The 26,374-nt window shown below is 42.4% G+C and carries 17 protein-coding genes; 13 read left to right on the top strand and 4 right to left on the bottom strand.

What is annotated here, in order from left to right; genetic code table 11:
* Positions 1-56: 56 nt before the first annotated feature.
* On the bottom strand, positions 57-596 hold the full coding sequence (dsbB, locus tag ACTG7Q_RS04830; RefSeq protein WP_439241434.1) for a disulfide bond formation protein DsbB: 540 nt from the start codon (positions 594-596) through the stop codon (positions 57-59).
* Positions 597-617: 21 nt separating this feature from the next.
* Positions 618-2,186 carry a sodium/proton antiporter NhaB gene (nhaB, locus tag ACTG7Q_RS04825; protein ID WP_439241432.1) on the bottom strand — a complete coding sequence of 523 codons (1,569 nt, stop codon included), beginning with the start codon at positions 2,184-2,186 and terminating at the stop codon, positions 618-620.
* A gap of 148 nt (positions 2,187-2,334) precedes the next feature.
* Here nhaB and fadR point away from each other — a divergent pair, with 148 nt between their 5' ends.
* The 6 genes from fadR (at position 2,335) to ACTG7Q_RS04795 (ending at position 8,245) form a co-directional block, all read left to right on the top strand.
* Positions 2,335-3,060 (top strand): fatty acid metabolism transcriptional regulator FadR, encoded by a 726-nt coding sequence (fadR, locus tag ACTG7Q_RS04820; RefSeq protein ID WP_439241430.1) that lies wholly within the window; start codon positions 2,335-2,337, stop codon positions 3,058-3,060.
* Between the two features lie 11 nt (positions 3,061-3,071).
* Complete coding sequence (gene xerD, locus ACTG7Q_RS04815) at positions 3,072-3,965, top strand: site-specific tyrosine recombinase XerD (protein WP_439241428.1); 894 nt, start codon at positions 3,072-3,074, stop codon at positions 3,963-3,965.
* A 165-nt stretch (positions 3,966-4,130) separates the two neighbouring features.
* Positions 4,131-4,658, top strand: coding sequence for a shikimate kinase AroK (gene aroK / locus ACTG7Q_RS04810; protein WP_439241426.1), 528 nt, complete (start codon positions 4,131-4,133; stop codon positions 4,656-4,658).
* A gap of 32 nt (positions 4,659-4,690) precedes the next feature.
* Complete coding sequence (gene aroB / locus ACTG7Q_RS04805; RefSeq protein ID WP_439241424.1) at positions 4,691-5,779, top strand: 3-dehydroquinate synthase; 1,089 nt, start codon at positions 4,691-4,693, stop codon at positions 5,777-5,779.
* Between the two features lie 14 nt (positions 5,780-5,793).
* A complete protein-coding gene (locus tag ACTG7Q_RS04800; RefSeq protein ID WP_439241422.1) occupies positions 5,794-6,642 on the top strand; it encodes a Dam family site-specific DNA-(adenine-N6)-methyltransferase in 849 nt (282 codons plus the stop codon).
* Between the two features lie 115 nt (positions 6,643-6,757).
* The gene (locus ACTG7Q_RS04795) at positions 6,758-8,245 is read left to right on the top strand and encodes a nicotinate phosphoribosyltransferase (protein WP_439241420.1); all 1,488 of its coding nucleotides are present in this window, start codon (positions 6,758-6,760) and stop codon (positions 8,243-8,245) included.
* Between the two features lie 63 nt (positions 8,246-8,308).
* On the opposite strand, the gene ACTG7Q_RS04790 is transcribed toward ACTG7Q_RS04795, so the two are convergent.
* Positions 8,309-8,629 (bottom strand): DciA family protein, encoded by a 321-nt coding sequence (locus ACTG7Q_RS04790; RefSeq protein ID WP_439241418.1) that lies wholly within the window; start codon positions 8,627-8,629, stop codon positions 8,309-8,311.
* Between the two features lie 93 nt (positions 8,630-8,722).
* On the opposite strand from ACTG7Q_RS04790, the gene secM reads away from it, so the two are divergent.
* The 6 genes from secM to ACTG7Q_RS04760 all read left to right on the top strand — a co-directional run bounded on the left by secM (position 8,723) and on the right by ACTG7Q_RS04760 (position 22,762).
* Positions 8,723-9,025, top strand: coding sequence for a secA translation cis-regulator SecM (gene secM / locus ACTG7Q_RS04785; RefSeq protein ID WP_439241416.1), 303 nt, complete (start codon positions 8,723-8,725; stop codon positions 9,023-9,025).
* A 75-nt stretch (positions 9,026-9,100) separates the two neighbouring features.
* Positions 9,101-11,809, top strand: coding sequence for a preprotein translocase subunit SecA (gene secA, locus ACTG7Q_RS04780; protein WP_439241414.1), 2,709 nt, complete (start codon positions 9,101-9,103; stop codon positions 11,807-11,809).
* A 51-nt stretch (positions 11,810-11,860) separates the two neighbouring features.
* Positions 11,861-12,271, top strand: a complete 411-nt coding sequence (gene mutT / locus ACTG7Q_RS04775) for an 8-oxo-dGTP diphosphatase MutT (protein WP_439241412.1) — start codon at positions 11,861-11,863, stop codon at positions 12,269-12,271.
* Positions 12,272-12,408: 137 nt separating this feature from the next.
* On the top strand, positions 12,409-13,344 hold the full coding sequence (locus ACTG7Q_RS04770) for an Rpn family recombination-promoting nuclease/putative transposase (protein ID WP_439241410.1): 936 nt from the start codon (positions 12,409-12,411) through the stop codon (positions 13,342-13,344).
* A gap of 92 nt (positions 13,345-13,436) precedes the next feature.
* The gene (locus ACTG7Q_RS04765) at positions 13,437-13,706 is read left to right on the top strand and encodes a hypothetical protein (protein ID WP_439241408.1); all 270 of its coding nucleotides are present in this window, start codon (positions 13,437-13,439) and stop codon (positions 13,704-13,706) included.
* Positions 13,707-14,257: 551 nt separating this feature from the next.
* Complete coding sequence (locus ACTG7Q_RS04760; protein ID WP_439241406.1) at positions 14,258-22,762, top strand: YadA-like family protein; 8,505 nt, start codon at positions 14,258-14,260, stop codon at positions 22,760-22,762.
* A 186-nt stretch (positions 22,763-22,948) separates the two neighbouring features.
* On the opposite strand, the gene ACTG7Q_RS04755 is transcribed toward ACTG7Q_RS04760, so the two are convergent.
* Entirely contained in the window at positions 22,949-23,845 is an 897-nt protein-coding gene (locus tag ACTG7Q_RS04755; RefSeq protein ID WP_439241404.1) for an Rpn family recombination-promoting nuclease/putative transposase, read from the bottom strand.
* A gap of 215 nt (positions 23,846-24,060) precedes the next feature.
* Between ACTG7Q_RS04755 and ACTG7Q_RS04750 the strand changes: the two genes are divergently transcribed.
* Positions 24,061-26,352: a Tex family protein gene (locus tag ACTG7Q_RS04750; protein ID WP_439241401.1), complete on the top strand. Its 2,292-nt coding sequence runs from the start codon at positions 24,061-24,063 to the stop codon at positions 26,350-26,352.
* The last annotated feature ends 22 nt before the right edge of the window (positions 26,353-26,374 follow it).

Raw genomic sequence — 26,374 nt, 5'->3', positions numbered from 1 at the left:
TTTTTCCTCAAATAAAAAAGGCGGTTAAATTTAACCGCACTTTGTCTGTTGATAGGTTAATGAAATAAACGACGTTGATTTTTTACTCGTCCGCCAAAGCATTGGCTTAATAAAAGGAATGCGAAAAGCAAACTGTATACCGCAAAAATAAACACTAACCATTGCACCATGGTAAAATTTAAAAAGGTCCAACTGATTTCACTGCAAAGTCCAGTGGGGTGAAAAAGCGCAGGGAACCATTTATCCAAGGGGAGCGTCGAGGGAAAATCGACGTTGATGGGGCATTGATCCCACGGATTAGGATTCAGTTGATAGCCGACGTGTTTAATGGATAGCAATAACCCTTTTATAGCACCCCATAATCCGACTCCTAAGGCCAATAAACGCATGATCATAAAACGGGGCGCAATGCAACCAATCAGGGCAGAAAAGAGAATACCAAATAAAGCGACACGTTCATAAATACACATGACGCACGGCTTTAATTCCATGCCATACTGAAAATAAAGTGCGGTCAATTCTAAGCACAAAGCAGAAATAAGGCATAATAACCAGATTGTTCGTTGGCTTGACAGCACTTTAATTTTATTCAGCATGCTTGTTCCTTTCTTAACAAATTAATGACCAACCATTGATTCCAATGGAATATGTGGACTACCGATTAACCCCATATTAGTTAACCATTGTGTGGCACCAGGGAGAATAAATTCTACGGAAATCAACCCAACAAGGGTTAATACAATGGTGTAAGGCAAGGCCATATAGACCATTCTGCCATAGGATAAACGAATTAATGGCGCAAGTGAAGAGGTGAGCAAGAATAAGAACGCCGCTTGTCCGTTTGGTGTGGCCACGGATGGCAAGTTGGTTCCCGTATTAATGGCCACCGCAAGCAATTCAAATTGTTGGGCGGAAATAGAATTTTCCATTAAGGCTTGTTTGGCCTCATTAATGTAAACTGTGGCCACAAATACGTTATCAGAAATGGCGGATAATAAGCCATTAAACACGTAGAACAGCAAAAGTTGGACATTTTCTGCGGCATTAAGGACAAAGTGAATTAATGGCGCAAATAAGTGTTGATCGATAATCACGGCGACAATGGAGAAAAAGACCACTAATAAGGCAGCGAACGGCAAGGATTCTTGGAAAGAACGGCCAATTTCGTGTTCGCTGGTGATGCCACAATAAGAGGTGGTTAAAATAATCACGCTTAACCCAATTAGGCCCACTGAGGCTAAGTGGAACGCTAACCCGATAATCAACCAAACGCCCACAAAAACCTGTACCCATAATTTGACTTTATCTTGTGCGGTCATTTTGGTTTCTTGGTTACGGTCGAATTTCGCTAATACAGACCAGACTTTACGGGGTAACTTGGTGCCGTAGCCAAATAGGCTAAATTTTTCCACCAACACACAGGTGGCGATACCTAAACATAAAACAGGAATAGTCACCGGTGACATACGGAAGAAAAACTCAATAAACTGCCAACCTGACTGCTCTGCAATAATCAAGTTTTGCGGTTCACCGACCATGGTCATCACGCCACCTAAGGCCGTACCGACGGCAGCGTGCATTAATAAGCTCCGTAAGAATGCGCGAAAATCTTCTAAAGTTTGTTGGTGATGATTAATTTTATCGTCATTGGTAATGTCGGTGGAATCCTCAAAGGAGGCACCTGAGGCGACTTTGTGATAAACCCCATAGAATCCCATGCCCACACTGATAATGACCGCAATCACGGTTAACGCATCTAAGAACGCAGAAAGAAACGCCGCACTTAAACAGAATGACACGGATAACACAATTTTAGAATGAATACGAAGCAATAATTTGGTGAACGCATACAGCAATAATTGTTTCATAAAGTAAATGCCTGCCACCATAAAAATCAGTAACAGAACCACTTCAAAATTCGCCATAATTTCGGCTTTAACATGGGCGGTACTGGTCATGCCGATAGTGATGGCCTCAATGGCTAACATCCCACCTGGCTGTAAAGGATAGCATTTTAATGCCATGGCTAAAGTGAAAATAAATTCGACCACCAATAACCATCCAGCAACAAACGGATTGATCCAAAAAATAACAGGGTTAATCAATAAAAATGCCACAATCGTGACTTTATACCAATTGGGACTTTTGCCCAAAAAGTTATTCATAAATGCTTGAACATACGTCATATAAATACACCCTTTAAAAATATGCTTTGCATATTTATTATTTTAAACTGATAATAGGCTACTATTCTTACCTGTAAATGAAAAAATTGCTAGTATCTTTGCTCTTTTTGAGTATTTTTTTGATCTATATTAAACAAAGTAGCTAAATATGACGAATCGACAACCATTATTAAAAGCACAAAGCCCTGCGGCCTTAGCCGAAGAATATATTGTGCAAAGTATTTGGAATCAGCATTTTCCTGCTGGCACCGACTTACCTGCAGAACGTGAATTAGCGGATAAAATCGGTGTGACTCGCACCACCTTACGTGAAGTGCTACAACGTTTGGCTCGAGAGGGGTGGTTGAGTATTCAACATGGTAAACCGACCCATGTGAACAATATTTGGGAAACCGGCGGACCGAATATTATCAGTAAAATTATTCAGCTTGATCGTGGCATTATGCCAACCATTATTGCTAATGTGGTGTCACTGCGTACCAAAATGGCGGAATATTATATTCCTGAGGCGGTTCGTCTGAATCCAGAGGAATCTTTAAAATTATTCGAGAATTTAACCGCACTTTCTGACGACGCACAGGCTTATGCAAAATTTGATTATTATTTATTCCGTCAATTTACCTTTATTGCCAATAAACCGGTGTATGGCTTGATTTTAAATAGCTTTAAGCAAATGTATCATCAGGTGGCGCATTTATTTTTTGTGAATCCCACTTCACGTCAAATTGCCTTGGCCTTTTATCAAGCCTTGCAACAGGCTTGTGAAATGAAAGATAGCGAGCAAGTGGCCGCTTGTATGGCGTTACACCGTGAACGCAGTACCGCCATTTGGGGGGATATTTTGAAACATTTACCTGAAGATTTTGGGTTATAATGTAAAGCAGCATGAAAGATAACGCACTGATTGATTTATTTTTAAATGAACTCTGGTTAGAAAAGGGCTTGTCAGATAATACGATTCAGTCTTATCGCCTTGATCTCACCGCACTGTCTGACTGGTCAGCCAAGCAAATGCTGAGCCTGATCGAAGTGGATGCGGTGCATTTACAACAATTTCTCGGTGAACGTGTCGACAAAGGCTATAAGGCTACTAGCACGGCACGTTTGCTCAGTGCTATGCGCAAATTATTTCAATATTTGTATCGGGAACAATACCGCCAAGATGACCCTAGTGCAGTATTAAGTTCACCGAAATTACCCAGTCGCCTACCGAAATATTTAAGCGAAGAACAAGTGGGCGATTTACTTGATTGCCCTTGTACTGATGAACCGCTCGAATTACGGGATAAAGCCATGTTGGAGCTGTTATATGCTACCGGTCTACGAGTGACGGAATTGGTGTCCTTAACCATGGACAGTATCAGTTTACAACAAGGCGTGGTGCGGGTGATTGGTAAAGGCAATAAAGAACGCATTGTGCCAATGGGCGAGGAGGCGGCTTATTGGGTCAATCAGTTTGTGTTATATGGGCGTCCGATGTTGCTGAATGGGCAAAGTTCAGATGTGGTGTTTCCAAGTAAACGAGCCGTACAAATGACAAGGCAGACCTTTTGGCACCGCATTAAACATTATGCGATTTTAGCGGAAATTAATACCGAAAGCCTGTCACCACACGTGTTACGTCATGCGTTTGCCACCCATTTAGTTAATCATGGGGCGGATTTGCGAGTGGTGCAAATGTTGCTTGGGCATAGCGATTTATCCACCACGCAAATTTACACCCATGTGGCAAAAGAACGCTTAAAACGCTTGCATGAGAAATTTCATCCAAGGGGATAAGTGATATTTGGTGGAAGAATCAAAATAAATTGCGATTTAAGGTTGAAAACATAGGGCATTTATTGAGATAATTCCGCCGTTTTGGTGATCCTTTTTTTATCGTTGAGAAATTTTTACGATATTGGGTCAATTTTTTACTTTAATAATAATGAAAAGATAATAACAATGGCAGAAAAACGTAATATTTTTTTAGTTGGACCTATGGGGGCGGGCAAAAGCACGATTGGTCGTCAGTTGGCCCAACAACTAAGCATGGAATTTGTTGATTCCGATAATGAAATTGAATCTCGGGCAGGGGCCGATATTGGCTGGATTTTTGATATTGAGGGCGAGGCGGGTTTTCGCAAACGTGAAGAACGTATTATTAGCGAGCTCACTCAGCGTCAAGGGATCGTGCTGTCCACGGGCGGTGGCGCAGTGTTGTCAAAAGATACCCGAAATCATTTATCCGCACGGGGCATTGTAATTTACTTAAAAACCACCGTGGATAAACAATATGAACGTACTCAACGTGATAAAAAACGCCCGTTATTGCAAGGGGTAGATGATGTGCGCCAAGTGTTGGAAGATTTAGCCAAAGTACGTAATCCGTTATATGAAGAAATTGCGGATATCGTGTTACCCACAGATGAACAAAGTGCGAAATTAATGGCCAATCAGATTATTGATTTGATTGATAATTTTCAAAATTAATTTCTCCCTGAATTAAGGTTAAAAGGTGCAATATGTTAACTGTCAATGTTGAATTAAAAGAACGCCGTTACCCCATTTACATTGGCGAAAACTTACTCAAAGATCCCGCTGTTTATCCGTTGAAAGCGGGCGATAAAGTGATGATTGTGAGTAATGAAACCGTTGCACCCTTGTATTTAGCCACGGTCACGCAAACCCTTGAAAAAATCGGTTGCCAAGTGAGCCATGTGTTATTACCGGATGGCGAAAAATACAAAACCTTGCCATCTTTAGACTTAATTTTCACCGCACTTTTAAAAGAAAATCACGGCCGAGATACCACGCTGATCGCCTTGGGTGGCGGTGTGATTGGTGATGTGGCGGGCTATGCAGCAGCAAGTTATCAACGTGGCATTAAATTTATTCAAATCCCGACGACGTTATTGGCGCAAGTGGATTCCTCCGTGGGCGGCAAAACGGCCGTTAATCACCCGTTAGGCAAAAACATGATTGGGGCGTTTTATCAACCCATCACCGTGATTGTAGACACCTTGACGCTGAACAGCTTACCGAAACGGGAAGTCAATGCGGGTTTGGCGGAAGTGATTAAATACGGCGCCATTTTAGATTTACCGTTTTTTGATTGGTTAGAACAGCATATTGATCAGCTCGTCGCCTTAAAACAAGCGGAATTGCAATATTGTATTGCTCGCTGTTGTCAGATTAAAGCGGACGTGGTGGCCCGTGATGAAACCGAAAAAGGCGACCGTGCCTTATTAAATTTAGGGCATACCTTCGGTCATGCCATTGAAACCCATTTGGGTTATGGCAACTGGTTACATGGTGAGGCAGTCGCCGTAGGCATGATGATGGCGGCAGCGTTATCTGAACAACTCGGCAATATCCGCCAAGCAGACGTCGGGCGTTTAGAGAAATTATTAGCCCGAGCCAATTTGCCAACGGTCAGTCCCGATACCATGCAACCCGAGGATTATTTGCCGCACATGATGCGTGATAAAAAAGTGTTAGCGGGTAAATTGCGTTTGGTGTTGTTACGCCATTTAGGGCAAGCCTATGTCACAAGCGACATTGACAAAGCCTTGGTGTTATCCGCCATTATGGCTTGTACGCAAACTGATTAGTTGCTTTTTATCTCATGGCAAAACAGGCGAAAAAATCCGTAAAAAAACACCGCGCTTTTTTAAAATGGGCGGGGGGCAAATTTCGCTTAACGGATGATATTAATCGACTGTTGCCAAAACAGAAACAATGCCTTGTTGAACCTTTTGTGGGCGCTGGCTCGGTGTTTTTAAATAGCCAGTTTGAACGCTATATTTTAGCGGATATCAATCCCGATCTGATAAACCTATTTAATACCATAAAAGCCGATGTGGAAAATTATATCAATACGTTGAAACCGATTTTCTTCCATCCCGAGGCCAATTCAGCAAGTTATTATTACGCCCGTCGTGAAGAATTTAACCGTTCCACGGATCCTTTTATCCGTTCAGTTTTATTTGTGTATTTAAACCGTTTTGGCTTTAACGGATTATGTCGTTACAACGCCAACAACGAATTTAATGTGCCTTTTGGCGCCTATAAAAACCATTATTTTCCTGAACAAGAAATGCGTTATTTCGCCGAAAAAGCGCAAAGTGCGGTGTTTATTTGTGGCGATTTTCAGCAAACCTTTGCCATGGCAGATGAACATTCGGTGATCTATTGCGATCCGCCGTATGCGCCTTTAACGCAAAGTAGCAACTTCACCCAATATTCCGGTCATGATTTCGGCTTATTACACCAACAGGCGTTGGCGGAACTGGCGAAACAAACCCAATTAGAGCGGAATATTCCGGTATTAATTTCCAACCACGACACGAAATTTACTCGTCAGATTTACAAAGGCGCCAGATTTCGCAAAATCCGAGTACAGCGTTCCATCAGCCAACATGGCGCTCGCCGTATTAAGGTCGGGGAATTAATTGCCGTGTTTAAAGTGAAATAAATATTACAAAATACGACTATTTTTGCAATATAAAATAAATTTGTAATATATATTTCCTCTTTTATGGAAATTTGCTAAACTTTTCACCACTGAATTGACATGTGAGGAAAGTTTTATGCTACATTCTCAACCCCAACCCCCTTATTTACAACCGACAACAGCCATTCCTATGTTGTTATGTGATTTTTATAAAGTCTCTCACCGAGAACAATATCCTGAGCATGCCGAAATTATTTACAGCACGTTCACGCCTCGCAGTAATCACTTAGCGCCCCATTTGGATCGTGCGGTTTCCTTTGGTTTTCAAGCCTTTATTATTAAATATTTGCTGAACTATTTTAATCTGAACTTTTTTGCTCGCCCAAAACAGCAAGTCGTCAAGGAATATGTGGCGTTTATTCAGCGCACCTTAGGTATGGACACTACGGGCGAACATATTGCACAATTACATGATTTAGGCTATTTACCGCTCCGCATTAAAGCCATTCCGGAGGGGCAATCGGTGGCCATGCGGGTGCCAATGATGACCATTGAAAATACCCATAAGGATTTTTTCTGGCTGACCAATTATGTGGAAACCTTGATTAATGTGTCTCTATGGCAACCGATTACCTCCGCCTCCATTGCCCGAGTATATCGTCGAACCTTGTTGCAATATGCCGAACAAACCTGTGATAACCACGATCATATTAATTTTCAATCGCACGATTTTTCTATGCGAGGCATGAGTTCCTTAGAAAGTGCAGAAACCTCGGGCGCAGGACATTTAACCGCCTTTTTAGGCACCGATACCATTCCGGCCATTTCTTATGTGGATTATTACTACGGCAGCCAAAATTTAGTCGGTACCTCAATTCCCGCCAGTGAACATTCCGTCATGAGTTCTCACGGTGTGGATGAATTGCCGACTTTTCGTTATCTTATGCAGAAATTCCCGAATAATATGATTTCAATCGTGGCAGATACCACGGATTTTTGGCATAACATTGCCGTCAATTTACCGCTGTTAAAAGATGAAATTATGGCTCGCCCTGAACATGCCCGTGTCGTTATTCGTCCTGACAGTGGCGAGGCCATGGCAATTTTGTGTGGCAATGCGCAAGCTGAAACTGAGGTAGAACGCAAAGGCTTAGTGGAAAGTTTATGGGATATTTTTGGTGGCACGGTCAATCGTAAAGGCTATAAAGTGTTAGATCCGCATATCGGCGTTATTTATGGTGATGGCGTAAACTTTGAGAAAATGGTGAATATTCTCAAGGGATTACAAGAAAAAGGGTTTGCCTCCAGTAATATCGTGTTTGGCGTCGGCTCCCGTACGTATCAAAGCAATACAAGAGATACCCTCGGTTTTGCGGTCAAAGCCACCTCGATTACGATCAACGGGGTTGAGAAAGCGATTTTCAAAGCCCCGAAAACAGACAGCGGGTTGAAAAAATCCCAAAAGGGACGAGTCAAAGTGGTGGATTTAGATCATTACATTGACGGCTTAACCGCTGACACGGATTTCAGTGACGATAAATTACAGCTTATTTTTGAGAATGGGCAATTATACAATCGCACGGATTTTGATCAGATTCGTCGGTATACCATGTTTGATGTTTAGCGCTAAACGTTATGCAAAGGAAAAGTGCGGTGAAAATAATCTGATGTTAAACACACCGCACTTTCAGTTTCCTTGCCCCAATGCTGGATTAATCCTAAACGTCAATTTCGTTATATGGGGCATGTCTTGTTGAATCATGCCCAACAATGTCTGTTGATGAAATAACAAACTTTGTCGCACCATGGCATTGGCCACTTCAATATTCAGGCTATTTTCGCTGAAATTCGCAAGGCGATAGAAACCTTTAAATTGAGCCGGAAAAATCTTCCCTAATTTCTCATTTAATTCATGAATTAATAAGCCTTTTTTCATGATCTTCGCCAGCTCTGATCTGGCTAACAGATCCTTGATATTGACGGCTTTTTCATAACGTTTTTGTTTCATCGCTTGTTTTCTCATCAATCGTCCCAATATTTAACGACATTCTAACGGATTTTCGGTATAATTCGATCACTTTTTCTGAGATAACTAAAAATAATGACATTAACAAAAGGTAAGCACAATTTCTGGTCGCAATTACTCGTCAGTATGATTGCGATCTTTGCCTTGCCTGATGTTCAGGTGGTGGAGCGTTCAGCGGACTATCCGCCCGCCTATCAAAACCAATCCATGCAACAACAGGTATTGCGTGCGATTTATCAGAGTCAGCAAGAGATTCAGCCGGCTAATTATCCGCCTGCCCATGGGGTGATGGCGATAAAACAGGCGGAATTTCAACCGCACTTTGTGGCCGCTATTTTGGCCGAACATGCGCCGATTCGAGGCAGTCCGTTAGCATAATATTGCGTTATTCTTATTTCCCTGTTTTCGTGTTTGACGAAAACGCCATCTATTTTTATAAAGAGAAACAATATTATGTTAACAACCATTGCCACCAAAATTTTTGGTAGTCGTAACGACCGTGTATTACGCCGTTTAAATAAACAAGTTAAAAAAATCAATGCCCTTGAACCCACCTTTGAGGCCTTAACCGATGACGAACTGCGGTCAAAAACCGCTGAGTTTCGTCAACGTTTGAGCCAAGGCGAAACCCTTGAACAACTTTTACCCGAGGCTTTTGCCACGGTGCGTGAGGCCAGTAAACGAACCTTAGGCATGCGCCCGTTTGATGTGCAACTCGTAGGTGGCATGGTGCTGACCAACCGCAATATTGCCGAAATGCGTACCGGTGAGGGGAAAACCTTAACCGCCACCTTGCCTTGTTATCTCAATGCTTTAACTGGTAAAGGCGTGCATGTGGTGACAGTCAATGATTACTTGGCTCGCCGTGATGCGGAAACTAACCGCCCATTATTTGAATTTTTAGGTATGACCGTTGCGGTCAACGTCCCAGGTTTACCGCCCGAAGTGAAACGTGAGGCTTATCAAGCAGACATCACCTATGCCACCAACAGTGAATTAGGCTTTGACTATTTACGGGATAATTTAGCCCATTCCGCCGCAGAACGCTTTCAACGTCCGTTGCATTACGCCTTAGTGGATGAAGTGGATTCCATTTTAATTGATGAGGCACGTACCCCGTTAATTATTTCAGGACCCGCCGAGGACAGCTCAGAATTATATATTGCCATCAATAAGTTAGCGCCAATTTTAATTGAACAAGAAAAAGAGGACAGTGAGGATTTCCAAGGGGAGGGCGACTACTCTTTAGATTTAAAACACAAGCAAGTGAATATGACCGAACGAGGTCAAGAAAAATGCGAACAATGGCTGATTGAACAAGGTTTGATGGGCGAAAATGAAAGTCTGTATTCGCCACAACGTTTGGGGTTGGTTCATCATATTAACGCCGCTTTGCGAGCCCATACCTTATTCCAAAAAGACGTGGATTATGTGGTCAAAGACGGTGAAATCGTGATCGTGGATGAACACACTGGCCGTACCATGGCGGGGCGCCGTTGGTCAGATGGTTTACATCAAGCCATTGAGGCCAAAGAGGGCGTGAAAATTCAAGGGGAAAACCAAACTGTCGCCTCCATTACCTATCAAAACTATTTCCGTTTATACGAAAAATTAGCCGGTATGACGGGGACAGCAGACACCGAGGCCTTTGAATTTCAACAAATTTATGGCTTAGAAACCGTGGTGATCCCAACCAACCGTCCAATGATCCGTGATGACCGAACAGACGTCATGTTTGAAACCGAGCAATATAAATTTAATGCGATTATTGAAGATATTAAAGATTGCGTGGCTCGTCATCAGCCTGTGTTGGTCGGTACGGTCTCTATTGAGAAATCCGAATTGCTTTCCAATGAACTGAAAAAAGCAGGCATTCCACATAATGTATTAAACGCCAAATTCCACGCCCAAGAGGCGGAAATTGTGGCCAATGCGGGTTATCCGGGGGCGGTCACCATTGCCACCAATATGGCCGGCCGTGGTACAGATATTGTGTTAGGCGGTAACTGGAAAGCGGAAATTGACAAACTAGACAACCCAACGCTAGAACAAATTGAGGCGATTAAATCCGCATGGCAAGCACGTCATGATATCGTGATGCAAGCGGGCGGGTTACATATTATCGGCACCGAGCGCCATGAATCACGCCGTATTGATAACCAGTTGCGTGGGCGTTCTGGCCGTCAAGGTGACCCTGGTTCCTCTCGTTTTTATCTTTCTTTAGATGATGCGTTAATGCGTATTTACTTAAACGAGGGCAAGCTGAATATGATGCGCAAAGCCTTTAGCACCGCGGGCGAGGCCATGGAATCCAAATTGTTGGCCAAAGTGATTGCCTCGGCCCAAGCCAAAGTGGAGGCGCATAACTTCGATGGTCGTAAAAACCTGTTGCAATATGATGATGTGGCCAACGATCAACGTCATGCGATTTATGCACAACGCAATGAATTATTGGATAACGGCGACGTGTCTGAGGCCATTGCAGCCATTCGTACCGATGTGTTTAATACGGTAATTGATGAATATGTTCCGCCACAATCTTTGGAAGAACAATGGGATATCCCGAGTTTAGAAACCCGTTTACGTCAAGATTTCGCCTTGGATTTACCGATTCAACATTGGTTAGAGGAAGACAATCAATTTAACGAAGATACCTTACGTGAAAGAGTCGTCGAGGCCGCCATCAGCGAATATCAACGCAAAGAAGAAATGGTCGGCGAAGAAACCATGCGTAACTTTGAAAAAGGCATTATGTTACAAACCCTTGATGAACTTTGGAAAGAACATTTAGCCGCCATGGACAGATTACGTCAGGGCATTCACTTACGCAGCTATGCGCAAAAAGATCCAAAACAAGAGTACAAAAAAGAATCCTTTGCGATGTTTACGGACATGCTCGAGGCGTTAAAATTCAATGTGGTGAGAACTCTCAGCCGAGTGCAAGTGCGTTCTGCGGAAGAAGTGGAACAAGCGCAACAACAGCAACAACAAGCTGCCGAACAACAAGCCAAAGCCCGAGAATACAACGGTGCCACGGAAGAAGTGAATGAACAAGTGGCCATGGCGGAAAGCGAACGCAAAATTGGTCGTAATGAACCTTGCCCTTGTGGTTCGGGCAAGAAATATAAGCATTGCCATGGCAATCGAGCGACTCAGGTTTAATCAAGCAGAGTGCGGTGAAAACTGCACTCTTTTTTATAGGAACATCATGCGATGAAGAAAAAATCGGTACAGGTCGCAGCAGGTATTATTCGTAATGAATTTGGCCAAATTTATCTCACTCAACGCCTTGAGGGACAAGATTTTGCGCAATCTTTGGAATTTCCGGGGGGCAAAGTGGATAAAGGCGAAACGCCAGAACAAGCCTTAAAACGTGAAATTGAAGAAGAAATCGGCTTGCATGTGCTAAGTGCGGTACTTTTTGAGCAATTTTTATTTGAATACCCGACCAAAATTATTCATTTTTATTTCTATCTCGTAGAAGAATGGGTCGGCGAACCCTTTGGCCGTGAGGGACAAGAGGGATTTTGGCTAGCGCAAAGTGAATTGGATGCGGGGTTATTTCCGCCGGCGAATACGAAATTGATTGCTCGTTTAAAAGCGGAATCAGAATCAGGGGCGTAGCTGATTAATACATGCAGTTTTGCCCCTTACGAGATCAATTTTTGTGATCTTGATTCCAAAACGACACATCCATTCTTGCAATTTTCGTCCCCTACCTCCTAAACTGGGTTTCTTCAAACAACTAAGGAACCCAGAATATGTACAGACCTCAACCTACCCGTTATCTCGATCTCACCACTGACTACGGTTTTAAACGTGTATTTGGCCGAGAAAGTCACAAAGCCGTTTTAATTGCCTTTTTAAATGATCTCTTTCAAGGTCGAAAAATTATCAAAGATCTGATGTACAACAAAAACGAGCACCCAGGTGCCACTGAAGAACAAGGTACTGTGATTTTTGATTTGACCTGCACCGCAGACGACGGCAGCCAATTTATTATTGAAGTACAACGCAGTAAACAAGCCCATTTTAAACAACGTACTATTTATTACGGGGCTAAACTTATTAGCGATCAAGCACCCCACGGCAACCGAGCAGAATGGGCTTACGACATTAGTGAAGTTTATGTGATTGCTATTATGGATAATTTTCAACTCTCTCAAAGCCAAAATGTATTGCATAATATTTGTCTATGTGACCAAAAGACAGGCGAAATTTTTTATGATAAACTGAGATTTATTTATATTGAGCTGCTAAATTTTGACAAATCCGAAGACCAGTTAGAAACAGATTTAGAAAGATGGCTATTTTTACTCAAAAACATGCCCAAACTAGACCAATTTTCAGCGCACTTCCAAACGCCCGTCTTCGAACAAGTTTTTAGCATTGCCGAATACACCCAACTTAATCAGGAGGAAAAACAAATGTATGATGTTAGCCTAAAACGTAAATGGGACGAATATGCGGTAAAACAATATTGGAAAGAAGAGGGAATGGAGTTAGGGTTACAGCAAGGGTTACAGCAAGGATTAGAGCAAGGATTAGAACAGGGATTAGAGCAAGGCTTGAAAAAAGGACGCTTAGAAGGGCTCAAAGATAGCGCCAGAAATATGTTGAATAGAGGTCTTGATGTACAATTTGTTTCTGAAATGGTCGGTTTATCGATTGAGGAAGTGAAGAAATTAATGAATTAAACGGGGACTAATTATCGGGTTATTTTTCGCCCGTCTTCGAACAAGTTTTTAGCATTGCCGAATACACCCAACTTAATCAGGAGGAAAAACAAATGTATGATGTTAGCCTAAAACGTAAATGGGACGAATATGCGGTAAAACAATATTGGAAAGAAGAGGGAATGGAGTTAGGGTTACAGCAAGGGTTACAGCAAGGATTAGAGCAAGGATTAGAGCAAGGATTAGAGCAAGGCTTGAAAAAAGGACGCTTAGAAGGGCTCAAAGATAGCGCCAGAAATATGTTGAATAGAGGTCTTGATGTACAATTTGTTTCTGAAATGGTCGGTTTACCGATTGAGGAAGTGAAGAAATTAATGAATTAAACGGGGACTAATTATCGGGCTACTTCTCGCTCGTTTTTAAACAAGTCTTTCGCATTTCCGAATGTACCCCACTTTATTTAAGCCTCGTACACCAGTGCGAGGCCTTTTAATTTATTATTTCCTTTGAATATCTGGTCAGACCTCTTGTATTGCTAAATGCTCAAAAAAACATCATAATTAATTGTTGTTGTTGTTGTTGTTGTTGTTGTTGTTGTTGTTGTTGTTGTTGTTGTTGTTGTTGTTGTTGTTGTTGTGTTCAAAAATAATCGGTGTATAATGACAACGATTTTTTATGTTTTAACTGAAAATTAAACGGCGTGTGTAGGCTAGCTTTAGGGATTTTAATAAAGTTAGGGCTTATTAGAGGCAACGGATGTATGGTTGTCTTGTTTCCGTTAAGTTAGTTGGAACAACGTCGTCGGGTAGATTAAGTAGGGGCGAAGTCTCTGCTTTTTTTGCCTATTTCATCTGCGACACTGGAAATGTCGCAGTTTTTTTCTTCATCAATAAACGAATGTGTGTCATTCGTTTACATTAAATAGGGTATTTAAATGAATAAAATTTTCCGCGTAATTTGGAATGCGAGCATTGGGGCTTTTGTGGTCACCTCAGAATTGGGTAAAGCAAAAGGAAAAACAAAATCAAGCAGCACGGCGAAAGTGTCACTTTCTGCGGTTGCCATTGCGGTTGCGGGTACAGGCCTTATGGGTGCAACTATTGGCACTGCACAAGCAGCAGACCAGTGGGTTCCTGTCTATGGTACAGTTGATAATCTAGCTACAAGTGGTGGTAATTGGGTAGCGCAAGAAAATGCAACCTACGGTATCGCCATTGGTGAAGGTAGTGAAGCACATAGTAATGCCATTGTTATTGGTAAAGATGCTGATGCTCAATACTCAGGTATTGCCGTTGGTAATAATGCAAGTGCTAATACATCTGCGGGACCTTCAGTTGCCGTCGGTTTAAATGCAAATGCGTCGGGCGCTTATACTGTAGCCATCGGTCATACGGCAAATGCATCTGAGGTTAATGCTGTATCTATCGGTTATATCACTAATTCAACAAATAATGGTGTTGCGATTGGTGCTCAAGCAAAAGCGGTACAAAGTGATGCTGGAGAACAAGGTGCTATTGCCGTCGGTGCAGGTTCTAATGCAAGCCAAAACCAAGCAGTTGCGGTGGGTCAGAATTCAAAAACAGAATCTGAAGTTTCTACTGCGATTGGTGGCGGGGCGACCGTTGAAGCAGACGCTCGTGGCTCTGTGGCAATAGGTCAGAACGCACACGTTTTTGCAGGCAGTGAATACTCACAAATCGTTGGTTGGGGTTCAGGTGTTACTGGTGATTCTTCAAACGGCTTTGGCACAAGAACGTCTGTTACTGGTGATGCTTCAAATGCCTTTGGTGCGAATACTTCGCTTACAGGTAATCACTCAAATACATTAGGTAATAACAACACGATTAAAGCAGATGATTCTACTGCGGTAGGTTATAACAACACCGTTACTGGTAACAACACTGTTGTATTAGGTAACAACGTTACTGCTGCCGATTCAGGTTCTGTGGTGTTAGGTGATGGTTCAACAGGTTCACCTGCGACCCCTGAAAAATTCGTGGATATTTCAGGTGCACATATTGAAGGCTTTTCTGGTGTAGTTGCTGAAGGGGATTCTGGTAATTACGTTTCTGTAGGTAATGCAACCGATCCACGCCAAATCAAATACGTAGCCTCTGGTAACATCTCTGCAGGTTCTACCGACGCAATCAACGGTTCACAACTTTATGCGGTAACCGACTACCTATTAAATATGGGTTGGGAATTGCAAGAAAACGGCACAACCGAAGATAAGAAAGTTAAACAATCTGATGTGATTAACTTCGTAAACGGTACGGGCACAACGGCAGTTATTGATCAAGTTGCAGATGACGGCAATGGCAACGTAACCAAAACTAACATTACTTATAATGTAAATACCGACGGTAAAACCATTAAACTTGATGGCAATAACATCACTGCGGTAACCAGCGACATCACACCAACAGGCACAAATAAAACAGCCGTAGCAACTACTGGCGACAGCCTTGTGAATGCTTCAACTGTGGCTGGTGCGGTGAATAACGTGAGCTTGAATTTTGCAGGAAATTCTGGCGGTACAGTTAATAGAAAAAATGGTGAAACGCTTAATGTCGTTGGTACGATGGATAGTTCAAAAACGGCGAGCTCTCATAACATTAATACAGCAGTAACGAATGAAAGTACTTTGGTTATTCAATTTGCTGAAAGTCCTGTTTTCGGCGGTGATTTAACCGCAAATACCCTTACATCAAATGGCTCTATTACGGGCGGTTCTTTAAAAGTTAATGGTCCAGCAACAGTAGCCGGCGACTTCACTGTTACACCATACCACGTTGTGGATATGGGTAATAACCGTATTCAAAACGTATCTAACGGTACCCAACCGAACGATGCCGTGGCATTGCAACAATTAACCGATAACATCTCTAACGTCACCGCATTAGCGAAAGCGGCAGAAGAAACCGTTACCGGTACGCACGGTGTGAACGTTACTAATTCAACCAACACCACAACTGGCGGTACAGATTACGTTGTTAAAGCTTTAACTGATGATAAAACTATCACAGTAAATACAACAACGGGTAATTTAGAAGCGGTTACTTCTGGCACAACAACGAATAACAATGGCCGTGCGGAAACCACAAACGGCGGTGGTATTGTGAATGCGACAACACTTGTAAATACAGTAAACAATGCGTTCCATACTGTTGCAGTGGGTGAGACTAAACAAGCTATCACGCAAGGCGGAAGCTCAGATCCAGTTAAAGCAGGTGATACCGTCACTTATGTTGCTGGTCAAAACTTAGTTTCTAATATCGCGACTTCTGGCACAAACACAAATATTACTTATGACTTGGCTGAAAACATCACTGTAAATAACATTACAGCGGCGAACAGCACTTTAGGTAATACCACAGTTTCTAACTTCACTGTTAAACCGAATTCAAATGTGGATATGGGTAATAACCAACTTCACAACGTGAAAGCAGGTACTGAAGGTACTGATGCGGTGAACTTAGACCAGTTAAATGCAACCACTAGCCTTGCAAATGCGGCGAATGAAAACATCACTGGTGAAAATGGTATTTTGGTAACTAACACCACTAACCCAGACGGCAGCTCAAACTACACCGTTAAAGCGGTAACCACAACATTAACCCCTGATAACACAGGTAAAGTTGCCGTAACTTCTGGCGGTAATGCAACGGATTTAATGAACGCAAGTTCTATTGCAGCTGCAATCAACAATAGTGGTTTCGTTACAACTTCAGCGAAAACTGGTACGGGTGAAGTAAGCGGCACAAGCAATGAAGTCGTTAATCCAGGTGAAACCGTTACTTTAACCGCTGGCGATAACATCAAAGTGGTTCAAAACGGTGCTAACTTCACGGTTCAAACTACTGAAAACGTTAAATTCAATAACTTAACTGCTGCAAACAGCACGTTAGGTAATGCGACTGCAACGAACTTAACCACTGGTAACTTAACTGTTAGTCCGAATGGCAACATTGATATGGGTAATAACAAAATCCATAACGTAACAGCGGGTACTGATGATACTGATGCAGTAAACGTAAGCCAGTTAAAAGAAGTTAAAAACACCGCAGATTCTGCATTGCAAAACTTCACCACTTCTGTAAATGGTGAAAAAGCGGAAACTATTGATAAAACAAACACAGATATTAACTTCATCAATGGTAATGCAACTACTGCACGTTCAGACAACGGCAACCTTACTTTTGATGTGAAAACTGATGGTTCAACTGTTACCATTAAAGACGGTAATGTTTCTGCGGTTACTACAGCAGTTGGCACAACTGATGCGGGTAAAGCAGATGCGGGCGATAAAGGTTCTAGCTTAGTGAATGCAAGTTCTGTGGCTGATGCAATTAATAACGCTTATTTCACCGCAGTTTCAAAAAGCACAACTGACCAAGTTACTAGCAACGAAGGTTCAGTACAAATTGGTGCCGGCGATAAGATTTCTTATGTTGCAGGTAAAAACTTAGAGGCGAATATCACAGGTGATGTGATTACTTACGGTTTATCACAAGATATTGATGTGAGAAATGTGAATGCAACAACTGTTGAAGCTGAAAACTTGAAAGGTGGTAACTTAACTATCGATTCAGGTTCAAACATCGATATGGGTGGCAACCAAATTCACAACGTATCTAACGGTACAAGCGACAATGACGCGGTGAATTTAAGCCAGTTAAATGCAACAACCGCAACCGCTAAAGCAGGTAATGAAAACATTACTGGTACGCACGGTGTGAATGTTACAAACGTATCAAATACTACATCTGGCGGTTATGACTATGTCGTTACTGCGAAAACTGATGATAAAACAATCACAGTAAATACAACCACAGGTAATTTAGAAGCCGTTACTTCAGGTACAACCACGAATAACAATGGTCGTGCGGAAACTACAAACGGTGATGGTATTGTGAATGCAACTACATTAGTAAATACCGTAAACAATGCGTTCCACACCATTAATGTTGGTGATACCCAACAAAAAGTGGTGCAAGGTGGAAGTTCTGCACAAATTAACCCAGGCGATACCGTAAGCTATGTTTCTGGTAAAAACTTAGTTGCAAACATCTCAACAGATGGCACAACAAGCAAAGTAACTTACGACTTAGCTGACGACATTACAGTGAACAATATCACTGCGGCAAACAGCACATTAGGTAATGCAACTGCGACTAACTTAACCACTGGCAACTTAACTGTTAGCCCAGATGGCAACATCAATATGGGTGGCAACCAAATCCATAATGTGAAAGCAGGTACTGAAGATACTGATGCGGTAAACGTGAGCCAGTTAAAAGAAGTGAATACGACTGCAAACTCTGCAATCCAAAACTTCACCACTTCTGTAAATGGTCAAGTAGTTGAAACCATCACTAAAGATAACAAAGACGTGAACTTTGTGAATGGTACAGGTACAACTGCCGCAGCTGACGGTCAAAACATTAAATACAATGTGAACACTGACGGTTCAACCATTAAAGTAAACAGCACTACAAACAACTTAGAAGCTGTAACTGCTGGAACTTCAGTATTAAACAATGGTTCTGTAAGTGCGGGTACAAATGGCGGTTCATTAGTTAATGCAAGCACATTAGCGGATGCAATCAATGGTGCATACTTCACCGCAGCGTCTAAGAGCACGACTGACCAAGTTACAAGTAACGAAGGTACAGTACAAATCGGTGCGGGTGATAAGATCACTTACGTTGCTGGTAAAAACTTAGAGGCGAACATTTCAGGCGATACAATCACTTACGGCTTATCACAAGATATTGACGTGAGAAATGTGAATGCGACAACTGTTAAAGCAGACACTGTTGAAGCTGAAAACTTGAAAGGTGGTAACTTAACTATCGATTCAGGTTCAAACATCGATATGGGCGGAAACCAAATTCACAACGTATCTAACGGTACAAGCGATAATGACGCGGTGAATTTAAGCCAGTTAAACGCAACGACTGCAACCGCTAAAGCAGGTAATGAACAAATTACAGCTGAGCACGGTGTGGTAGTTACAAATGTAGCAAATACCACTTCTGGCGGTTATGACTATGTTGTTTCTGCAAAAACTGATGATAAAACAATCACAGTAAATGCAACTACAGGCAACTTAGAAGCAATCACTTCAGGTACAACAACTAATGACAATGGTCGTGCGGAAACTACAAACGGCGCTGGTATTGTGAACGCGACTACATTAGTAGATACTGTAAACAATGCATTCCACACCGTTGCAGTAGGTAAAACCACGGACACTGTTGTACAGGGTGGCAAATCTGCGCAAATTAACCCAGGTGATACGGTAAACTATGTTGCAGGTAGCAACTTAGTAGCGAACATCTCAACAGATGGCACAACTAGCAACGTAACTTACGACTTGGCGAAAGATATTACTGTAACCACAGTAACCGCAGTTGAGAAAGTAACTACTAAAGATTTAGTTTCTACTGGTAACACAACTGTTCACAACTTCACTGTAAGCAAAGATTCAGAAGTGGATATGGGTAATAACCAAGTTCACAATGTATCAGCAGGTACAGCGGATACTGACGCAGTAAACGTAAGCCAGTTAAAAACAGCTGAAAGCAATGCAACTAAAGCGGCAACAGCAGCTGATGAAAACATCACTGGTGTACACGGTATTGATGTTACTGAAATGAAAAATGCTGACGGTAGCTCAAACTACACTGTTAAAGCGTTAACTGATGACAAAACCATCACTGTAAATACTGACGGTAACTTAGCGGCTGTAACGGGTGCGTTAGATAATACGACTAACAGCAACGGTTCAATCGCCGTATCTAGCGGTAGCACAGGGGATAACCTTGTAAATGCAAGTACAGTGGCGAACGCAATTAACAGTGCATACTTCACAGCAACTTCTAAAGATACTGATGATCAAGTTGTAAGCAACGAAGGTTCAGTGAAAATCAACGCAGGCGATAGCATCAACTACATCGCAGGTAAAAACTTAGAAGCGAATATCACAGGCGATAACATCACTTACGGTTTATCAAATGATATTGATGTGAACTCTGTAAAAGCCAACACTGTTGAAGCTGAGAACTTGAAAGGCGGTAACTTAACCATTGATGCGGGTTCAACCATTGATATGGGTGGAAACCAAATCAATAACGTAGCTGCTGGTACAGAAGATGGCGATGCAGTAAACGTTAAACAGTTAAACGACACTGTAGCGAAAAACAAAACTTATGTTGAAGGCGACCAAGGTGTAACAGTAACACCTATCGAGAATGCTAACGGTACAACAACTTACAATGTGAGTGCGAAAACCGATGGCACAACGGTTACCATCAATGCGGCAGGTCAGTTAGAGGCGAAGACTGCGACTTTAGGTACATCTGAGCCAACAACAAGCACCGTTAAAGTTACTGCACCAGATGGCACTGTGACTGAAACCACAACGACAACCCCAGGCGGTAAAGCGCAAATTACTGAGGGTGATAAAAACAACCTCGTTACTGCAGGTGATGTGGTCACGGCAATTAACAACGCTTACTATACTGTCACTTCTAAAGATACAGACGATCAAGTTGTGAGCCACGATGGTTCAACAACAATCAAAGCAGGCGACGAAGTGACTTATGTTGCGGGTAAAAACTTAGAAGCAAACATTGTTGGCGACACAATCACTTATGGTTTATCTTCAAGTATTGATGTAGATACCGTTACAGCGAAAGACTTGAAAGGTGGTAACTTAACCATTGATGCAGGTTCAACCATTGATATGGGTGGAAACCAAATCAATAACGTGGGTGAAGGTGTAGAAGATGGCGATGCAGTTAATGTTAAACAGTTAAACGACACGGTTGCTAAAAATAAAACTTACGTTGAGGGTGACCAAGGCGTAACGGTAACACCTAAGACAAATGATGACGGTAGCACAACTTACAATGTGAGTGCGAAAACGGATGATAAAACGATCACCGTAAACAGCACAACAGGTAATTTAGAGGCCATTACTTCAGGTACAACCACAACAAGTAACGGTCAAGCAGCAACTGAAAACGGTGCAGGTATTGTTAATGCAACGACATTGGTGAAAGCGGTGAATGAGGCTTACCACACTATCAAAGTGGGTGAAACAACACAAACCGTTACCCAAGGTGGCGACTCTGCACAAATCAATGCAGGTGATACTGTAACTTATGTTGCAGGTAAAAACTTAGTGGCAAACATCAGTACTGATGGCACCACAAGCAGCGTGACTTATGATTTGGCAAAAGACATTGCGGTTAATAGCACCACGATCGGTTCTGGTGATAACACCACGAGATTAACCTCCACCGGAGATAGTTTAAGTGTGGGTGGTGATAAGATTACTGGCGTAGCGAATGGTGATATTTCTGCGACATCAACGGATGCCGTAAACGGTAGCCAACTTTACAACTTAACCAAATCATTCAGTGGCGAGTTAACCTTTGCAGGTAATAATGCGACGAACACCACGACTAAAAAATTAGGTGATACAGTGGTGATTAAAGGTGAGTTAGCTGAACAAGCAGCCGCAAGCGGTAAAAACGTGATTGTGGATGTGGACAGCAACGGTGATTTAGTGATTAAAATTGCTGAAAATCCAACCTTTAATTCAGTTCACGCTGATGACAACATGACGGTAGGAACGAAAACCACTATCGGTGATGGCAATGCGACTATTGGTAACGTTGAAATTAAAGACGATGGTCAAATTGACGGCGTGAAAGCGGCAACCTTAAATAGCACCAGCCAAGAAGCGGTGAATGGTAGCCAGTTATATGCAACTAACCAAAACGTTAGCAATTTATCGACCGAAGTTGCGAAAGGTTGGAATATTACCACAACGGGTAATACAACAGGTTCTAGCTTATCTCAAGTGGCCATGGGTAATACTGTGACATTTGACGGTGGTAAAAATATTGAGCTTACTCAATCAGGTAACTCCGTATCTATCGCTACAAGCATGAACCCAACCTTTACCAGTGTGACCTCACAAACCGTTCATTTAACTGACGGCAATGGCGGTGGTGTAGCATTAAGTAACGTTGGCAACGATCTTAAAGTGGCTGATGCTAATGGCAATGCCGTTAAGATTACTAACGTTGCACCAGGTACAGAAGATACCGATGCAGTTAACGTGTCACAACTTAAAGCGGCGACACAAAACGGCGTAGGTAACATTGCAAATCAAGTCAACAAACTTGATAAACGTGTACGTGGTATTGGCGCAAGCTCTGCAGCGTCATCTTCGTTACCGCAAGTGTTTATTCCGGGTAAATCGATGGTTGCTGCCGCAGGCGGTGCTTACAGCGGTGCATCAGCTATCGCAGTGGGTTACTCTCGTGCAAGCGATAACGGTAAACTCTTATTGAAACTTACCGGTACAGCGAACAGCGAAGGCCACTACTCTGGTGGTGTGGGTATCGGTTACCAATGGTAATCTAACCAGACAAACAAAAGCGGATCAGATGATCCGCTTTTTTATTGGCGAAATTTAAGATAAATAAATAAGAGGGAAAGTGCGGGGAAAATGAGAGATAAATAAGGAGAGGTTAAAAGAAATATGTAATAGCGTAAAGATAGATCGTGCTATATAGTCCCTTTACGCCACCACAAGAATAGCTTATTAATTCATGAGCTTTTTGATTTCATCAACAGGTAAACCGACCATGTCAGAAATAAATTGAATATCGACACCATGCTCAAGCATATTTTTGGCCGTATTTTTCAATCCTTGCTGTAACCCCTGTTGCATACCTTGTTGTAATCCTATCTGTATGCCCTCACGTCTTCCTCTCGTTTCAGCAGAGGTAAGTACAGAATATTCATCCCATTTGCGTTTTAAACTGACGTCATACATATTTTTTTCCTCCCTATTCAGTCGGCTGTATTCGGCGCTGTTAAATAATTCTTCGAAAATTGGTGTACGTAAATAAGGCGATAATGCCTCTAATGTGGTGATATTTTTTAGTACAAATAACCAACGTTCTAAATCTGTTTTTAACTGATCTTCAGTTTTGTTAAAGTTGAGCAATTCAACATAAATAAAATCCAGTTTATCATAAAATATTTCGCCTGTCTTTCGGTCACAGAGGCAAATATTATGCAGATAATCTGTTCTCTCGGAAAAGCGAAAACCATCCATAATTGCAATGACATAAACTTCGCTAATGGCATAGCGCCATGTCTTTCTGTTGCCTTTGGGGGCTTGGTCGCTAATTAGTTTACTACCGTAGTAAATAGTGCGTTCTTTGAAATTTTCTTGGTGACTGCATTGGATTTCAATAATAAATTGGCTCCCATCTTCTGCGGTGCAAGCAAGATCAAAAATGACCGTGCCTTGCTCAGCAATATCGCCTTGATGTTCATTTTGATTATACGTCAAATCTTTGATCGTTTTCCGCCCTTGAAATAAATCATTGAGAAAAGCAATTAATAAATTTTTGTGTGTTTCACGGCCGAAAATGCGTTTAAAACCGTAGTCGGTGGTGAGATCGATATAGCGTGAATGTTGTTTGTACATAGTCATTTCTTGGTTGAGTTAATCTTTCCGCCAGTTTAGAGGACGTTGGCAGAAAAACACAAAAATCGTATGGAATACTTGTAAAACCGCCCCTTTTAGCTTATTCAACAACGCCAATGTAGATAAGCTCAAAGTGAATTAAAGGCTTTATTTTTGCCCCTAAAACCAGTATGCTATGCACAGTTTTGAATTGATTTATAACAAAGATGTAACAAATGTTAAACCAACAAATTTCCCAACTGATTGCTGACGAATTAAACGTTCGCCCAGACCAAATTTTAGCCGCTATTCAACTCGTGGATGATGGCAATACGATTCCCTTTATTGCTCGTTATCGCAAAGAAGTTACGGGTGGGTTAGACGATACTCAATTACGCCATTTTGAAACCCGCTTGATTTATTTGCGGGAGCTGGAAGATCGTCGCCAAACCATTTTGAAATCCATTGATGAACAAGGCAAACTCACGCCTGAGCTACAACAACAAATTCAGCAAACCCAAAGCAAAACCGAGCTAGAAGATCTTTACCTCCCTTATAAACCCAAACGTCGCACCAAAGGCCAAATTGCCATTGAGGCGGGGCTTGAGCCGTTGGCAGATTTATTATGGACAGAACCGAATCATGATCCTGAAAATACAGCGAGCCAGTTTGTGAATGCGGAGAAAGGCATTGCAGACAGCAAAGCTGCATTAGATGGCGCAAAATATATTTTAATGGAACGCTTTGCCGAAGATGCCACACTGTTGGCGAAAATTCGCCAGTATTTACAGCAAAGTGCGGTATTAATTTCCAAGGTTTTTGAGGGAAAAGAAAGCGAGGGTGCTAAATTCCAAGATTATTTTGCTCATCAAGAGCTACTGAAAAATGTGCCATCACACCGAGCATTGGCTATGTTGCGTGGCCGTAATGAGGGGATTTTGCAACTCAGTTTAAATGCAGATCCTGATGCCGAAGAGGGCAGTCGTTCAAGCTATTGTGAGGAAATTATCCGTGAGCATTTAGGCGTGCGTTTCAATGCACAACCCGCCGACAAATGGCGTGAGCAAGTGATTGCATGGACGTGGAAAATCAAGGTGGCGTTACATTTAGAAACCGAATTAATGGGCGCCTTGCGTGAAAAAGCGGAGGACGAGGCCATTGATGTTTTTGCCCGAAATTTAACCGCGCTTTTAATGGCGGCGCCGGCGGGAGCGAAAAATACCATGGGTTTAGACCCCGGTTTACGTACGGGTGTGAAAGTGGCCGTGGTGGATAACACAGGTAAATTGTTAGATACGGCGACGATTTATCCACATACCGGCCAAATAGATAACGCATTAGTGACCTTGTTTAAATTAATCAAAACCCATCATGTAGAATTGATTGCCATTGGTAACGGTACGGCCTCACGAGAAACGGAACGTTTTGCTAAGGAAGTGATTAAACAAATACCGCAGGCACCGCAAATTGTGGTGGTGAGCGAGGCGGGGGCGTCGGTGTATTCGGCCTCGGAGCTGGCGGCACAAGAGTTTCCGCAATTAGATGTGTCCTTGCGTGGGGCGGTGTCTATTGCTCGTCGTTTACAAGATCCCTTGGCGGAACTCGTGAAAATTGAACCCAAAGCCATTGGGGTGGGACAGTATCAGCATGATGTGAACCAAGCGCAATTAGCACGCAAATTGGATGCGGTGGTGGAAGATTGTGTAAATGCCGTGGGCGTGGATTTAAACACGGCCTCCTCGGCGTTATTGGCACGTGTTGCAGGCATGAGCAAAACTTTGGCACAAAATATCGTGGATTATCGTGATGAACATGGCCGTTTTGACAGCCGTGCGGCATTGAAAAAAGTCCCACGTCTCGGGCCAAAAGCCTTTGAACAATGTGCGGGTTTTATGCGCATTAATAACGGTAAAAATCCGCTTGATGCCTCGGGGGTTCACCCTGAAACCTATGCGGTGGTAGAAAAAATCTTGCAAGCCACGGAACAATCAATTCAAGAATTAATGGGCAATGCCAGTGCGATTCGTCAGCTTGATCCGAAACAATTTACGGATGAACAATTTGGTTTGCCAACGGTGAAAGATATTTTCAAAGAATTAGAAAAACCGGGCCGTGACCCACGGGGTGAATTCAAAACGGCTACCTTTATGGAGGGCGTGGAGGAGATTACTGATTTAAAAGCGGGCATGATTTTAGAGGGAACCATTACCAACGTGACTAATTTCGGAGCCTTTGTGGATATTGGCGTACATCAAGACGGGTTGGTGCATATTTCCTCGTTGTCGGACAAATTTGTGGAAGATCCCCATCAAGTGGTGAAAACCGGTGATGTGGTGAAAGTCAAAGTGTTAGACGTGGACGTGGCACGTAAACGTATTGCGTTAACCATGCGGTTAGAAGAAAGTGCGGTGCAAAAAGACAAAAAAGATCCGAAAAATGACCGCACTTCGGCACCAAAACGCCAAGAACGTCAGTCTAGCTTTAGCAATAATGCCTTTGCAGATGCGTTGAAAGGTTGGAAAAAATAATTTTACTTTAATATTAAGGATA

Source organism: Lonepinella sp. BR2474 (assembly GCF_051851555.1).
GTDB lineage: Bacteria > Pseudomonadota > Gammaproteobacteria > Enterobacterales > Pasteurellaceae > Lonepinella.
The sequence above is the reverse complement of the archived record's forward strand: the minus strand, read 5'-3'. Positions and strand labels throughout refer to the sequence as shown.

Bases quoted from the DNA above. Each gene is read 5' to 3' on its own strand.
- dsbB (WP_439241434.1), bottom strand. From the start codon at position 596: ATGCTGAATAAAATTAAAGTGCTGTCAAGCCAACGAACAATCTGGTTA.
- nhaB (WP_439241432.1), bottom strand. From the start codon at position 2,186: ATGACGTATGTTCAAGCATTTATGAATAACTTTTTGGGCAAAAGTCCC.
- fadR (WP_439241430.1), top strand. From the start codon at position 2,335: ATGACGAATCGACAACCATTATTAAAAGCACAAAGCCCTGCGGCCTTA.
- xerD (WP_439241428.1), top strand. From the start codon at position 3,072: ATGAAAGATAACGCACTGATTGATTTATTTTTAAATGAACTCTGGTTA.
- aroK (WP_439241426.1), top strand. From the start codon at position 4,131: ATGGCAGAAAAACGTAATATTTTTTTAGTTGGACCTATGGGGGCGGGC.
- aroB (WP_439241424.1), top strand. From the start codon at position 4,691: ATGTTAACTGTCAATGTTGAATTAAAAGAACGCCGTTACCCCATTTAC.
- ACTG7Q_RS04800 (WP_439241422.1), top strand. From the start codon at position 5,794: ATGGCAAAACAGGCGAAAAAATCCGTAAAAAAACACCGCGCTTTTTTA.
- ACTG7Q_RS04795 (WP_439241420.1), top strand. From the start codon at position 6,758: ATGCTACATTCTCAACCCCAACCCCCTTATTTACAACCGACAACAGCC.
- ACTG7Q_RS04790 (WP_439241418.1), bottom strand. From the start codon at position 8,629: ATGAAACAAAAACGTTATGAAAAAGCCGTCAATATCAAGGATCTGTTA.
- secM (WP_439241416.1), top strand. From the start codon at position 8,723: ATGACATTAACAAAAGGTAAGCACAATTTCTGGTCGCAATTACTCGTC.
- secA (WP_439241414.1), top strand. From the start codon at position 9,101: ATGTTAACAACCATTGCCACCAAAATTTTTGGTAGTCGTAACGACCGT.
- mutT (WP_439241412.1), top strand. From the start codon at position 11,861: ATGAAGAAAAAATCGGTACAGGTCGCAGCAGGTATTATTCGTAATGAA.
- ACTG7Q_RS04770 (WP_439241410.1), top strand. From the start codon at position 12,409: ATGTACAGACCTCAACCTACCCGTTATCTCGATCTCACCACTGACTAC.
- ACTG7Q_RS04765 (WP_439241408.1), top strand. From the start codon at position 13,437: ATGTATGATGTTAGCCTAAAACGTAAATGGGACGAATATGCGGTAAAA.
- ACTG7Q_RS04760 (WP_439241406.1), top strand. From the start codon at position 14,258: ATGAATAAAATTTTCCGCGTAATTTGGAATGCGAGCATTGGGGCTTTT.
- ACTG7Q_RS04755 (WP_439241404.1), bottom strand. From the start codon at position 23,845: ATGTACAAACAACATTCACGCTATATCGATCTCACCACCGACTACGGT.
- ACTG7Q_RS04750 (WP_439241401.1), top strand. From the start codon at position 24,061: ATGTTAAACCAACAAATTTCCCAACTGATTGCTGACGAATTAAACGTT.